The 13,057-nt window shown below is 45.5% G+C and carries 13 protein-coding genes and 1 pseudogene; 10 read left to right on the top strand and 4 right to left on the bottom strand.

Annotated elements, in window-relative coordinates; all coding sequences use genetic code 11:
* Positions 1–111: 111 nt before the first annotated feature.
* Positions 112–687 carry a carboxymuconolactone decarboxylase family protein gene (locus UNITIG_RS18535; RefSeq protein ID WP_101759840.1) on the bottom strand — a complete coding sequence of 192 codons (576 nt, stop codon included), beginning with the start codon at positions 685–687 and terminating at the stop codon, positions 112–114.
* Positions 688–1,054: 367 nt separating this feature from the next.
* Here UNITIG_RS18535 and mtnA point away from each other — a divergent pair, with 367 nt between their 5' ends.
* From mtnA to can, 4 genes and pseudogenes are all read left to right on the top strand, one after another.
* The gene (gene mtnA, locus UNITIG_RS18540) at positions 1,055–2,119 is read left to right on the top strand and encodes an S-methyl-5-thioribose-1-phosphate isomerase (protein ID WP_101759841.1); all 1,065 of its coding nucleotides are present in this window, start codon (positions 1,055–1,057) and stop codon (positions 2,117–2,119) included.
* Between the two features lie 21 nt (positions 2,120–2,140).
* A complete protein-coding gene (locus UNITIG_RS18545) occupies positions 2,141–2,803 on the top strand; it encodes a class II aldolase/adducin family protein (protein WP_101759842.1) in 663 nt (220 codons plus the stop codon).
* A gap of 45 nt (positions 2,804–2,848) precedes the next feature.
* Entirely contained in the window at positions 2,849–3,784 is a 936-nt protein-coding gene (locus tag UNITIG_RS18550) for a CvpA family protein (RefSeq protein WP_101759843.1), read from the top strand.
* 108 nt (positions 3,785–3,892) lie between these two features.
* A pseudogene (gene can / locus UNITIG_RS18555) lies at positions 3,893–4,494 on the top strand (carbonate dehydratase).
* Between the two features lie 330 nt (positions 4,495–4,824).
* Here can and UNITIG_RS18560 read toward each other — a convergent pair.
* The gene (locus tag UNITIG_RS18560) at positions 4,825–5,163 is read right to left on the bottom strand and encodes a hypothetical protein (protein ID WP_101759844.1); all 339 of its coding nucleotides are present in this window, start codon (positions 5,161–5,163) and stop codon (positions 4,825–4,827) included.
* A gap of 280 nt (positions 5,164–5,443) precedes the next feature.
* Here UNITIG_RS18560 and UNITIG_RS18565 point away from each other — a divergent pair, with 280 nt between their 5' ends.
* From UNITIG_RS18565 to UNITIG_RS18580, 4 genes are all read left to right on the top strand, one after another.
* Positions 5,444–5,899, top strand: coding sequence for a YaiI/YqxD family protein (locus UNITIG_RS18565; RefSeq protein WP_101759845.1), 456 nt, complete (start codon positions 5,444–5,446; stop codon positions 5,897–5,899).
* A 139-nt stretch (positions 5,900–6,038) separates the two neighbouring features.
* Entirely contained in the window at positions 6,039–6,482 is a 444-nt protein-coding gene (locus UNITIG_RS18570) for an Hsp20/alpha crystallin family protein (protein ID WP_101759846.1), read from the top strand.
* 78 nt (positions 6,483–6,560) lie between these two features.
* Entirely contained in the window at positions 6,561–7,505 is a 945-nt protein-coding gene (locus tag UNITIG_RS18575; RefSeq protein WP_101759847.1) for a haloalkane dehalogenase, read from the top strand.
* 62 nt (positions 7,506–7,567) lie between these two features.
* On the top strand, positions 7,568–7,849 hold the full coding sequence (locus UNITIG_RS18580; RefSeq protein ID WP_101759848.1) for a pyrimidine/purine nucleoside phosphorylase: 282 nt from the start codon (positions 7,568–7,570) through the stop codon (positions 7,847–7,849).
* Positions 7,850–7,917: 68 nt separating this feature from the next.
* On the opposite strand, the gene UNITIG_RS18585 is transcribed toward UNITIG_RS18580, so the two are convergent.
* Both UNITIG_RS18585 and UNITIG_RS18590 read right to left on the bottom strand, forming a co-directional pair.
* Entirely contained in the window at positions 7,918–10,314 is a 2,397-nt protein-coding gene (locus tag UNITIG_RS18585; protein ID WP_159931214.1) for a TonB-dependent siderophore receptor, read from the bottom strand.
* Between the two features lie 249 nt (positions 10,315–10,563).
* Positions 10,564–11,841: a pyridoxal phosphate-dependent aminotransferase gene (locus tag UNITIG_RS18590; RefSeq protein WP_101759850.1), complete on the bottom strand. Its 1,278-nt coding sequence runs from the start codon at positions 11,839–11,841 to the stop codon at positions 10,564–10,566.
* A gap of 121 nt (positions 11,842–11,962) precedes the next feature.
* Between UNITIG_RS18590 and UNITIG_RS18595 the strand changes: the two genes are divergently transcribed.
* Together UNITIG_RS18595 and UNITIG_RS18600 are read left to right on the top strand one after the other, a co-directional pair.
* Positions 11,963–12,460 carry a YchJ family protein gene (locus UNITIG_RS18595; RefSeq protein ID WP_101759851.1) on the top strand — a complete coding sequence of 166 codons (498 nt, stop codon included), beginning with the start codon at positions 11,963–11,965 and terminating at the stop codon, positions 12,458–12,460.
* A 160-nt stretch (positions 12,461–12,620) separates the two neighbouring features.
* Positions 12,621–12,983: a hypothetical protein gene (locus UNITIG_RS18600; RefSeq protein ID WP_101759852.1), complete on the top strand. Its 363-nt coding sequence runs from the start codon at positions 12,621–12,623 to the stop codon at positions 12,981–12,983.
* Positions 12,984–13,057: the final 74 nt, after the last annotated feature.

A 13,057-nucleotide genomic window follows, 5' to 3' on the forward strand; every position in this document is an offset into this window, starting at 1 on the left:
AGCACAGCCTGCAACCTCATCCAAACATAGCAGTATATTTTCGTCGGGTAATTTTTCCAGAGCAGTCATCTTTATACGCTTTACTGTTTTAAATTTGAAAAGTACGGCTTTTTATGCCGCACTTTTTTTAACGCTATGAATACAGCTCCAGCTAAAAGGTTTGAACTGATTATCAAGGGGAATATTGAGAGCCAGGCTGGCAAAGTTGCTAATCGTTTTAATACTAATACCCAACAACACTTCAAGGAACTGCGCCTGGGTATACCCCACACGATAGAACTCGCTTAAATCCTTGCTGGAAACATGCCCTTTATTTTTTATCAAACTACGCACAACCGTATTTAGCGCGTTGAGGCGCTCATCAGCCATCGGCTGTCTGGCTCTAGCATCATAAACAAGGTCTGCCGATATACTCAACGATTCAGCGAAAGAAGTATGACCCGCAACACAGTAGCCAGAATCATTTTCAGTACTCGCAATCAATAAAATCAACTGCTGCTCTTCGCTAGTCAAAGTGCCGGCGGCAAACGATTGGTTTAAGTTTACGAAAGCCTCCAGTACCGTCGGTGACTGTGCCACCACAGTAAAAATATTGGGTGTAAAACCGATGGCTGCTTGTAGCTCATTGAGAATGGCAACGGACTTGTCACTCAGTGTTTCAGTAGTATCAATAGTAAGTGGGTTCATTATTTTCTCCTGTGAAGTTAAGTGCAAATAGCGATGCGTTTGCAACAACTACAGGATGGATAATTGAGGCTGTAATAACTACTTCATAATCCATAGTTACCAACTACAAAAAATGAAGTTAGCCACTTCGGATTATGAAGCTATGCTCTTAACACTAACTTTAACCGGGTTTTGATTATGGAATTTGGACAGTTTTGACCTATTGTCAAAGCCACTGAAATACTTGACGAAAATTGGGTGTTTTAATACTGAGAGAATATTAAGACTGTTTAGGAAATTAAGTTGATTCAGCAGCACAAGGGTAATCCACCATGCTATGATTCTGCCGTTTCTCCATTAGCCGCAACACCTCACGAATTTATTTATTATGTTAGTCAACGGCAGTCCCCACACCACCATCGAATATCTACCCGACCAACAGTGTGTGCAGATCATCGATCAAACCCTGCTGCCCTTTAATTTCGCAACAATCACCCTGCGCTCGCTGGAAGAATTTTGCCACGCCATTAGTGACATGCAGGTGCGCGGCGCGCCGTTAATCGGTGCCACCGCCGCCTTTGGTTTGGCGCTTGCACTACGCCACGACAGCAGCGCTGATCATGAGCAACTGGCCGCCGACAAACTCCTTGCAACGCGTCCCACCGCTGTCAATCTTCGCTGGGCCCTGGAACGCGTTCGCAGCGCCATCCAGGGGGTGGATACAGCGACAAAATCTGCTCGCGCCTTAGAGGAAGCAGAAACTATCCGGCTTCAGGATATCGCCACCTGCGAGGCTATCGGCAACCATGGCTTGAGTTTATTCAGCCAAGTGGCCGCCAATAAACCTGTCGATGCGGTAATCAATGTACTCACGCACTGCAACGCTGGCTGGCTGGCAACTGTTGACTGGGGTACGGCGTTAGCGCCGATATATAAAGCCCATCAAGCCGGCATTCCGGTACATGTATGGGTTGATGAAACCCGCCCCCGCAATCAGGGGGCCAGCCTCACCGCCTGGGAATTACAGCAACAAGGTATCGCTCATACTGTCATTAGCGATAATACCGGCGGGCATTTAATGCAGCACGGCCTGGTGGATTTTTGCATTGTCGGCAGTGATCGCACCACCGCCAGCGGCGATGTGTGCAATAAGATTGGTACCTATCTTAAAGCGCTAGCGGCGCAGGACAATGCCGTTCCTTTTTATGTGGCTTTACCCACGTCCACCATCGACTGGACCATTGATGACGGCATTAAACACATCCCCATTGAGCAGCGCAGCACCCGCGAAGTGACCCATATCACGGGGCTAGATCAGCAAGGGGCTGTCACCGAAATACAGTTAGTCGCCAACTCGCCCGCCGCCAACTATGCTTTTGATGTCACCCCGGCGCGTCTGGTCAGCGGATTAATTACCGAACACGGTATTTATCCGCCAACAAAAACAGCTTGAGTGAACTGCAGTCCACAATAAATGACCAACACTAATATGAACGACGATCTGCCTCTGCGGCAACAGGTTATAGACCACGCATTGCAATTTGCCAGCAGTGGCTTGTCGGTTGGGAAGTCTGGCAATATTAGCGTGCGCTGCGCACAAGGTTTTTTAATTACACCTACCGGCATGGATTACAGCGCACTCACCCCGGATGATATCGTGCTACTCCTACCAGACGGCGAGCCAGCACCTGATCAGGCGCGACAAGCTTCCAGTGAATGGCACTTCCACTGTGGTCTCTATCAAGCGCGCACAGATATCAATGCCATCGTTCACGCCCACCCGACTTACTGCACCGCACTGGCCTGTAGTGAAAAAAATATTCCCGCCTTTCATTATATGGTGGCTGTTGCTGGTGGTAACGATATTCCGCTAGCACCTTACGCGCTGTTTGGCACCGAGGAGTTATCCCGCCACGCGATCAACGCTTTAAGTGAGCGACAAGCCTGTCTATTAGCGCACCACGGTATGATCGCACTAGGCAATAACCTTAATAGCGCATTTAATTTAGCCATTGAAATAGAAAGTCTGGCGAAGCAATATTGCGAAGTATTAAAACTGGGGAATGCTAAACTGTTATCCAAACAGCAAATGGATGAAGTGATTGCCCGTTTTGCCAACTATGGACAACGGACTTAAACACTTCTTCCAAACCACTTAAACAACAAGGCAACAGGATCTATTATGGCAGGCAGTATTTTAATCGTTGTCGTATTGATTTTTGCACTGCGTGGCTTTTTTCTTGGCGTTAGCGGGGTGATTGGCCGCATTATTGGTATCGTCCTTGGCTATTACGTTGCCTATCAATTTCAATCGCCACTGGCCACCCTCATTAGCACTCAGCTGGGTTTGAATTTACCCATCCTGGTATTAAAAATAATCAGTGGTCTATTGCTCTTTGTCGGCACTCTATTCCTTACTGGGCTAGCGGTGAATATGACATTTAAAATTATTGGGAACATTATCCCGCCGCTCAAAGCCTTCAGCGATAAACAGTCTACTACCGGTAAAACTATCGGTGCCGCTCTCAATGCCGGCGTGGCGGTTTTTATTTCGCTACTGGTTATATGGGGGATTGATCAATTCCGCCCTAATCCACCCGACGAACTGGTCCACAATGTCGCCAATCAATTAGGCAGCTCTTTAATTGGCTCGATCAACACTGAAGATTGGAGCATCCAAAAAATGACACAATTTTCCAGTAGCGGCATGGATATAAACACTGTCACTACGATGACGCAGATATTAAATAAAAGCGCCTCAACTGGCTCCAACTCTGGAAACGTCTCCGCGCCCAATAATACCTTAACCACTTCTGGCAAAAGTTATAGCAAAGGCACCGCCACCATCACCAGCGCCACCAATCCAAGCAAAACGCTATCCATTGAAACAACCAGAGAAGTGATTGAGCAAGTGCTGCAAGATAACCCGCAAGCAACTCAACAGTTATTACAAAGCCCGCAAGTGCAGGAAATGCTAAACAATCCGGAATTCCGCGAAACTGCAATGCAGGAATTTCAAAAAAACCTCAATAATGGCCAGTTTGATCCTCAACAATTACAACAATTATTGAACAATCCGCAACTACGCGAATTAATGGATAAACTGGAAACCCGTTAGCACAACCCACAAACCAGTAGAGCCCTATAAAAACAAAGGTTTTAATTAGATTGAGCTCAAAACCTAATTTTTATAACATGCAGCCACAGAAAACTAACGATGACACCTATGAAAGCCATTGAGCAGCTCTTCTCCAACAATCAAGCGTGGGCAAAAAATGTTACCACCGTAGATCCAGAGTATTTTTCACGCCTGTCACAACAGCAGTCGCCCAATTATTTATGGATTGGTTGCTCAGATAGCCGCGTACCGGCTAACCAAATTATTGACCTGCCCCCGGCGAAGTCTTTGTTCATCGCAATATTGCCAATGTAGTGACCCACTCGGACCTCAACTGCCTATCCGTTTTACAATACGCAGTGGATGTATTGAAAGTACAACACGTGATTGTCTGCGGTCACTATGGCTGTGGTGGTATAGCTGCCGCTCTGGATGACACAGAGTACGGTTTGATTGACGCCTGGCTACAAAATATTGAAGATGTTTATCGTGACCATCGCGACCGCGTTGATGCCCTTGGCACTGAAAAAGAACGGCAGGATTTACTCTGTGAACTCAATGTGATCGAACAAGTTCGCAACGTATGCTACAGCTCAATTGTGCAAGCTGCCTGGGCGCGAGGACAAGAGCTGCATGTGCACGGTTGGATTTATGGTATTGATAACGGCATTCTCAAAGACTTGGGGGTGACTTCACCCAAGCCCGAATAACTATTAGGGGCTGCAATCTTTAACAAAGCAGCCAAGGAATCTCTGACGACGCCATTCCCGCAGTAGCATTACTGTCGGAAGTAAACCTGAAACACCATAGATACGTCGAAGTCATCCCCGACCACGATCGGGGATCCAGAGACGCAAGACGTGAAATAGTTAATCCCCTGAGTTAATTTAAAACTCCCAACCCAACACCTCGTAACACTAGATTCCCGATCGTGGTCGGGAATGACGAATAAAAATTTGAGCGATCGGCACTTTTTGTACTGCTATTAAAGACTGAACTCCCGTTTATGCGGGAGTGGTGGAGAGATTTTTTAAAGCAGCCTAGCAATAATGTGCATTAGGGATAAAAGCCCCTTGATAGGTAATCGCTACCAAATAATGTAACCGATTCCACACCATTTTTAACTCATCAACTTCAAAGCTATTGAGCGGTATGCTATCGGAAAGATCTACTAATAACTCATTACTCGCCTCAATCACCTGACTCATTTCCTCGATTAGCGGCTGATTCTCAACTGCATCAGTAATAAGTAATGCATCATCATAGTGGCGCTTAATCGCACCAGCCATCAATACGCACTCGGACACCAAAGCCACTTGATCAGAAAAAGAAAATTGCGGAGATGAATACTGCGCTGGGGTATTGCTGATCATATCCATTAGCTGTTCCTCTTTAATCACGAAATATCGGATTCATTAAAGACTACTGCCTAACTACGAATGACCGAAACAAATTGCAGTTCCAGTGAGGACCATTATCAACAGATAAAACGCGTATCGGTATTAGCAAATGTACCTAATATTTTGGTATTTATTACTGTTAATGTGATCGCCATCATGAAATCATCAATCTCCTTTCTGTTATTTATCTCCCTGCAACGTTAGCCAGCCCCAGCTTCAGCCGCTATGATAGCGGCAACTATTCTGTGAGTAATACACTATGCATATCTGGGTTGATGCAGATGCCTGTCCCAACATGATAAAAGATATTCTTTATCGTGCCGCCAATCGCACTGAAACACCTTTAACGCTGGTCGCCAATCAGCACTTAGTCACGCCCCCCTCCCCCTTTATTAATACCATCCAGGTTTCACAGGGCTTTGATGTGGCCGACAACTATATCGCTCAACAAGCACAAAAAGGCGACATTGTAGTAACCGCCGACATCCCGTTAGCCGCAGACATTGTTGCCAACGGCGCCCACGGTATTAACCCCAGGGGCACGTTGTATACCGAGCAAAATATCAAACAAACATTAACGATGCGGAATTTTATGGAAGAAATGCGCAGCACAGGCCAAGTAAGTGGTGGCCCGCCGCCATTAGATGCCAAGGACAAACAAGCCTTTGCCAACACGCTGGACCGGTTGCTTGCGAAGGCAAAAAGAACGCCTTAAAAGTACAATATGGTGGCCTAATAATAAATTTCAAGGCCATTAAAATTAAATTTATTTTTTTATTTCCAGCCCCTTGTTTCTATCAAAAAAAGACCTATCTATTAGTCAACGACAACACAATGACTTTTTGGAGGTCACTATGAACACTACTCAACGCAGCCCATTTATCGATTTGGATAACTTTTTCAATGGCTATTACCAGCCAAGGAAGTCAGTGGCACAAAACACCAGTACTAAACATTTCTCACCCAAGGTTGATGTTTTTGAAAACGAAGACAGCTATGAACTTGTTGCCGAACTAGCAGGCGTCAACAAAGAAAATATTAGCGTCACCATCAATGACTCGGTATTAACAATAGAGGCTGACAACAGCATCAATCAGGAAGCTGCGGCCGATGAAAAATCCGCAAAAAAACTGCTTCGAAAAGAGCGTTTCAGCGGTAAGTTTTCCCGCAGCTTTAACTTAGGCCAGGATATCAATGAAGCTGAAATTAACGCCGAGTTTAAAGATGGATTATTAACTCTAGTAGTGCCTAAAATTAAGGAAGCACTGGTGCAAGCCAGACGTATTGATATTCATTAAGCCTTTGTAAGTTGATAGTAGTCCTCGTTGCAGGTAGCGTGTAGAAACACACTACCTGCTTTTTATTTCATACTGACTATGACTAATCCCACTGACGTTCTACGCACACCCGATCACTGCTTCAATCAGCTCGCCAATTTTGATTTTGCGCCGCATTATATTGATTGTAATGATGATAGATATGGCGCATTGCGAATGCACTATCTCGATGAAGGCACAAACCAAAAAAACACGCCGACCGTGCTAATGCTACATGGAGAACCAACCTGGTGTTATCTCTATCGCAATGTTATCCCGCCACTAGCCGCTGCTGGTTTACGCTGCATTGCCCCCGACCACATTGGCTTTGGTCGCTCGGATAAATTAACAAACCGCGCCGACTACAGTTATCAGCAGTACGTCGATTACCTGGTTGACTTTATTCAGCAATTGGAATTGAACAATATTATCTTGCTGTGTCAGGACTGGGGCGGGCCTATCGGGCTGCGCGCACTGAGCATTATGCCTGAACGCTTCAGCGCCGTTGTTGCCACTAACACACTTCTACCCAATTGCGAGCCGACCCCTAATGGCATTGATCACTGGCCCGGCGAACTCATCGAAAACTGGGCAGCCATGACTAAACAAGCTGATGACTTACCAGTCGCCGAGATTGTTAACGGTGTTTGCTGCACACCTCTCACTGACGCTGTAAAAGCGGCATACGATGCGCCGTTTCCCGATGCCAGTTATAAAGCCGCCGTCCTTGAATTCCCCAGCCTAATCCCTATCCGCGAACAAATGGCTGGTTGCGCCGAAAACCGAGCAGCATGGAAGGTGCTGGAACAATGGCAAAAACCTTTTGTTACTGCCTTCAGTGACAGCGACCCCAGTACCAAAGCCTGGGAAGCGGTATTCCAACAACGCATCCCTGGCGCTCGCCATCACTACCATACCGAAATCAAACAAGCTGGCCACTTTGTGCAGGAAGAACAGGGCCCAGCTTTAGCTCAGGTAGTGATCGAATTGACGGAAAGACTTTAATAAAAATTCACGTATAATGCGCCGCTGTCAATTTTTAAAACACGATTATCGTAGGAATACACATGCTTAATATCAATCAGTACTTCGATGGCCAAGTAGCCTCTATCGCCTTCCAAACTGAAACCTTACCTGCCACTGTGGGTGTAATGGCTGCAGGTGATTATGAATTTGGTACCAGCCAAAAAGAAACTATGACGGTTATCAGTGGTGCACTTACGGTTAAATTACCAGGAAGCGAAGCGTGGACAACATTTAGTGGTGGCGAGAGCTTTATTGTTGAAGCGAATGAAAAGTTTCAATTGAAAGTGGCGGTTGAGACGGCTTATCTTTGTACATATGAGTAATTGCTAGTTTTTCAAAGACAAAAAAAGGGCAGATAAAATCTGCCCTTTTTTATTTCATGGTAAATCTGTTAGAAAGTATAAGTTCCCTGCAAGTACCAAGAACCACCTTCGTAGTTTTGAACACTGCGACGAGGGTACTGCAAACCAACACTGTTACGGTTGGCCTGACCAGGCTCACTTTTAATCTCAGTGGGGTACTCATCAAAAATGTTTGATCCACCAACGGCCAGTCTGAGCTCATCAGTAACGTCATAGCTCAATTCGAGATCAACGTAGACAATACCGTCAATTTCTTTTGATGCACCAGCAGAAGAAGTACCTGAAATATTACCGCGCTCATCATAATGCTCACCAATATAACGGGCTCTCAGCAATAGATTTAACACTGGGCTAAACGATGTGTTCGCTGTAGCAGTCCATTTATGCTGGGGGTAATTATTTTCGATGTCTTCAACTGTGTCGTCGCTAACCACAGGAACACCATTAATACGTTTATTTCCTGTGACTTCAACTTTGCCGTAGCCATAGGCTAAGATAAAGTCAGTATTAACATCACCACTCCAGTCATGAGCAGACGTCAGCACCAAATCTATCCCCGAATGCTTCACATCCAATGCATTGGTATAAAAAGAAATGCCGTCAACTGCAACCTCATTACGATAAATCCGATCATCAACTTCGACCTGATAAGCATCCAATGTAATCGATGTAGCCTCTCCCAACTGACCGGTTATACCCATACTCAAGTTAACCGCCTCCTCTTCTTTTAATGGCGCGCCCCCCCTAGCAATAACTTCAGGGTCATCAGCGGGCAACAAACCAACAATAATAAGATTATTCATATTATCGAAAGTAGTGGTACTGCTTCTCAAATTTGCCTGCCCTGGTGTTGGCGCATGGAAACCAGTAGAAACCGCTGCTCGCAAGGTAACCCGATCCGTCAAGGTATAACGACCCGCTAACTTACCGTTGATAGTGTCACCGAAATCAGAAAAGTCTTCATAACGTAGTGCATACTGCAACATAAAGGCGTCGCTGAATTCTTGCTCAATATCCACATACACAGCGTAGTTATCACGCTTCGACGAGCCTGCATTTTCTGGAGTAAGTCCGCCAAAGCCACTAGAGCCGCCACCAATATAAGAAGCCTCTTCACCAACAATTTGCGTAAACTCCTCTTCACGGTATTCAGCACCATAGGCAATACCCAAAGATTCATTGAGTTTGGTATACAAATCCACAGTGACATTGAACTCTTCTTGCTCATAGGCACCCGGATCAAAATCTCTTTGCGCATTGGTTCCAATCAGTGGGGCATCGCCATTCAAGCTGTTTCTCAGTGTGTAATCCAGCTCGTTAGACCCATTGCTGACACTAACGTCGTAGTTAGAATCCTGGCCAAAGTCGCCCTTCAGTCCCACAACAATACTAAAGTCGGTCTGCTCACCTTCAAAGTAAGGTGTATAACCGGCCAGTTCTTCGCGGCCCAAATTTGTTGCACCTGCAGTCAAAGCATCTTGTAAGTTTTGATCTGAAGCATCTATTTCTGGGCCACGATAAAAGAAACGTGTACTGCCATCAGTTTTAGCGTAATTACCAAACAAATAAGCTGTCATCGTATCATTGATATCGTAGCCAGTATTCAATACAAACCGTGTGCCACTCGTTTCAGGACGACCCCAGGTTTGAATCAAAGGCTCTTCGCCGTACTGCGCATCAGCACCAACACCCGGAACACCCGCATCAATCAAAGCCTGACCATCGGGGCGTTGATTACCACGAGACAACGCTTCGTTATCGTTGGTTTCAAATGACAGGTTAGCAAAACCTTTACCGCCTAAACTGAAACCACCGTTAGCACCAAACCGCCAGCTTGACTCGCCCTCAAAATGCTCACCGTAACGCAACTGAACCGAGCCACCTTCATCGGCATTCTTTAAACCGAAATTAATTACCCCGGCAATAGCATCAGAACCATACTGGGAAGAAGCACCATCTCGTAACACTTCAACTTTATCCAATGCGATACTCGGGATCATCCCTACATCGGGTCCGTGAGAACCATTATTCGCTGCAGGCGCAAATAATTGCACCAGCGCTGAACGATGACGACGCTTGCCGTTTACCAATACCAGGGTCTGGTCTGAGGCCATACCGCGTAAAGAGGTAGGTCGAACAAAGGAGCTGCCATCACCAGTAGCAGGTGCTGCTAAATATGAAGGCACCAATGCATTCAAGTTGTCAGTGATATCCGCGCCACCACCGACAGAACTGAACTCTTCGGCACTAAAGACATCAACGGGTACGGGCAAATCTGAAGCGCTACGCTCAGCGGATCGAGACCCCAGTATCATCACTTCCTCGATGACATCGTTATTTGCCGTTTCCTGCGCAGTAGTAATTGTTGGACTTGATGCGATAACGGTACCCGACAGCACCAGCATCAATTTAGAAAATTGTTTCATGATCTCTCCCCTCATCATCTTATGATCGAATATTCCACTTATTAAGAAGGAGCTAAGCATCCAGCTTCCAGCTACCTGTACGACATAATCAGGAAATCAAGTTGAGAGTGGAGATTTATTGCCTACGTTATTGTAATAGTTGCTATAGACAGGCCCCCAAAGGAAAGTTAAACCAGCTAGAGTTATTAAGCAAGCCATTATTAGCACTTACAGGAATACGCCTATGCAGAAAAATTGTAAGCAGCGTTTTTAACATAAAGCTTCATACCACTCACACAAACAATCAATACCCAGCAAAGTTCTATCGCAATAGATACGAAGAAAATCCTCATTAACTTCATCAACACCTTGCACCGCTGCTAGCGCCCGCCCCCCATCAAAATCCACACAAGCCACGCGCATTGAGAACTCCTCTTTTGGCCGACCAAAAGCCACCCCTGGCAAAACCGCAACACCTGTTTCAGCTAAGATTTTTTCACACAAGGCTACGCTATCATCAACAACTAATCTGACAACGTCTGATTCCAATATTGGAAATAAATAAAAACCTCCTTGCGGCGGGCAAACTCTCATTCCAGCTTGAATAAATCGCAGATAAGCATAATTCATTAGTGCTTTCAAAATCTTTCGCGCATCAGCAAGATAAATGATTATTTCTTCACTTTGATTGAATGCTGTTACTGCAGCATACTGAATAGGGCTAGCCACTGCGCTATAGGTTTCAGTTGCCAACACTGACATCGCCTTCACTAGCGGCTCAAGCTCAACAGGAAAAACAAATGCACCCAAACGCCACCCACCAGCACCACACCATTTACTTAAACCATTACTAATAATTACCCCTTCTGAATAAAAACGTGCGATAGAAATGTGCTCACCAGAAAAATGTAAGCCACTATAAATTTCATCGGAGAGAATAAGGATTTTATATTTACGTGCGACCGCTGCTATCGATTGTAATTGTGATTCACTAAACGCTGCACCCGTGGGATTAATAGGATAATTTAAAATTAACAATCGATTTTTATTTGGATTATTACGACAGTGATTTTCTATCGCAGCAGGAATACCATCAAGATTATCGGCCAAATTTCCCTGCAACCAAACGACGTCTCTCCCTAACACATGCGCCTGCGGCGCATAAGAAACCCAACTCGGCGAAGGCAATAATAATTCTGCCTCAATAACTGACTGCAACAAAAACATAAGCTCTTTTGTGCCTGGCCCCACCAACACATGCTCTGCTGAATAATGAAGGCCTTCAGTTCTGACTATATAACCACAAATACTTTCTCTTAGAGCCGGCAGCCCCAGTACGGGTAAATAGGACTTCTCTGCAGCATATTCGCGCAGCGATTGCACCAGCAATGCCGGCACAGGAAAAGGTGATTGACCAAAGCCGAGACGAAATACCTGTTCGCCATTATCAGCCATGCGCTGACATTGCTGATTCATTGCCAACGTGACTGAAGGCTTTAAGCTAGCCACATTGGAGTTTATTTTATAACTGACGGATGGCTGCGGCATTGGGATTAATACTCCTTAGAAAAAATCAATTGTAATTATTTAAGGCCACATACTTTTAAAGATAACTAAATGAGAATCATGCTAGCATCGTATATGCCTCTGATTAAATTGATTAACATTTATGCCTACTTTTAATAATTGTTGCCACTGCGACCTACCTCAACCCTTTGAGCAATGTTGCGAACCCATCATTAAGGGCCTGCACACCGCCACCACCGCCGAACAATTAATGCGCTCACGCTTCAGCGCCTTTTGTACGGGCAACATTGACTACCTAATTGCCAGTCACCATCCTTCAAAACGACACGCTAATGACCAGCAAGAATTGGCTAACACTATCGCCCTGTGCGAATGGCTGCAATTAAAAATTGTGCGCTGTAATCAAGGTGCCGTTACGGATAGTCATGGTGAAGTGGAGTTCATCGCTACTTACACCCAGCAGGGCAAACTGGCAACGCTGCACGAAAACTCCCGATTTGTACAAGAAGATAATCAATGGTTTTACCTGGATGGCGATATCCTCGAGAGCAATCACCAGTTCAAACCTGGCCGTAATGACCCCTGTTTTTGCGGCAGCGGTAAGAAATTCAAAAAATGCTGCAGCGACAAATCGGCTTAGAGCACCACTCTAACACCGTGATCAAGTTGGCATTTTTGAATCATGCTGACGATTTAGCCCTCCACGCGCGGCTTTTTGCCAACTAGTTACGTGTATAAACCCGGCTGTTAAACCTAAACTCCACCTCACATTGATAACTTCTTTGTTGCTCCGGGATACCATGCGCTCACTACTGACATTAACCGCTGCTTTTATCGCACTCGTGCTCTATCTTGAAATGATGGATAAGCCAGCGCCTCAGCCAATAGCTGCTCACAGCAAAATCATTCGTACGGCCCCCAAAGTTGCTGTAAAACATGAGCCAGTGCAGGTTATCGCCGACAAGAAAAGCCCTCTCAACCTAAGACTTCCGACTTTTGCCAACCTTAAGACTCAATACGTAGACAGTAAAAATAGCGTTTTAGACCTGTTCAAAAAGGAAGAAAAGCCTAGTATCAGCTATAACGCTGAACTGGTATTTGATGCCGAGAAAGGCGAAAGTATCACTGGTGGCAAGGTAAATATCACGATTCCCTTTGGCTAGGCCTGACAGCCGATACTGGCATAATTGCAGCTAACACCCCCTCCCCTTTCCGATTTCGCTTAAAACCCGTATAA

Origin of the sequence: Oceanicoccus sp. KOV_DT_Chl (genome assembly GCF_900120175.1) — a bacterium.
In the GTDB taxonomy this organism is placed as follows: Bacteria; Pseudomonadota; Gammaproteobacteria; order Pseudomonadales; family Dasaniaceae; genus Oceanicoccus.

Excerpts from the sequence above, each read along its gene's own strand:
- UNITIG_RS18580 (WP_101759848.1), top strand. The coding sequence starts at position 7,568 with ATGCTTAATATCAATCAGTACTTCGATGGCCAAGTAGCCTCTATCGCC.
- UNITIG_RS18575 (WP_101759847.1), top strand. The coding sequence starts at position 6,561 with ATGACTAATCCCACTGACGTTCTACGCACACCCGATCACTGCTTCAAT.
- UNITIG_RS18545 (WP_101759842.1), top strand. The coding sequence starts at position 2,141 with ATGACCAACACTAATATGAACGACGATCTGCCTCTGCGGCAACAGGTT.
- UNITIG_RS18550 (WP_101759843.1), top strand. The coding sequence starts at position 2,849 with ATGGCAGGCAGTATTTTAATCGTTGTCGTATTGATTTTTGCACTGCGT.
- UNITIG_RS18570 (WP_101759846.1), top strand. The coding sequence starts at position 6,039 with ATGAACACTACTCAACGCAGCCCATTTATCGATTTGGATAACTTTTTC.
- UNITIG_RS18585 (WP_159931214.1), bottom strand. The coding sequence starts at position 10,314 with ATGAAACAATTTTCTAAATTGATGCTGGTGCTGTCGGGTACCGTTATC.
- UNITIG_RS18560 (WP_101759844.1), bottom strand. The coding sequence starts at position 5,163 with ATGGATATGATCAGCAATACCCCAGCGCAGTATTCATCTCCGCAATTT.
- UNITIG_RS18565 (WP_101759845.1), top strand. The coding sequence starts at position 5,444 with ATGCATATCTGGGTTGATGCAGATGCCTGTCCCAACATGATAAAAGAT.
- UNITIG_RS18535 (WP_101759840.1), bottom strand. The coding sequence starts at position 687 with ATGAACCCACTTACTATTGATACTACTGAAACACTGAGTGACAAGTCC.
- UNITIG_RS18590 (WP_101759850.1), bottom strand. The coding sequence starts at position 11,841 with ATGCCGCAGCCATCCGTCAGTTATAAAATAAACTCCAATGTGGCTAGC.
- UNITIG_RS18600 (WP_101759852.1), top strand. The coding sequence starts at position 12,621 with ATGCGCTCACTACTGACATTAACCGCTGCTTTTATCGCACTCGTGCTC.
- mtnA (WP_101759841.1), top strand. The coding sequence starts at position 1,055 with ATGTTAGTCAACGGCAGTCCCCACACCACCATCGAATATCTACCCGAC.
- UNITIG_RS18595 (WP_101759851.1), top strand. The coding sequence starts at position 11,963 with ATGCCTACTTTTAATAATTGTTGCCACTGCGACCTACCTCAACCCTTT.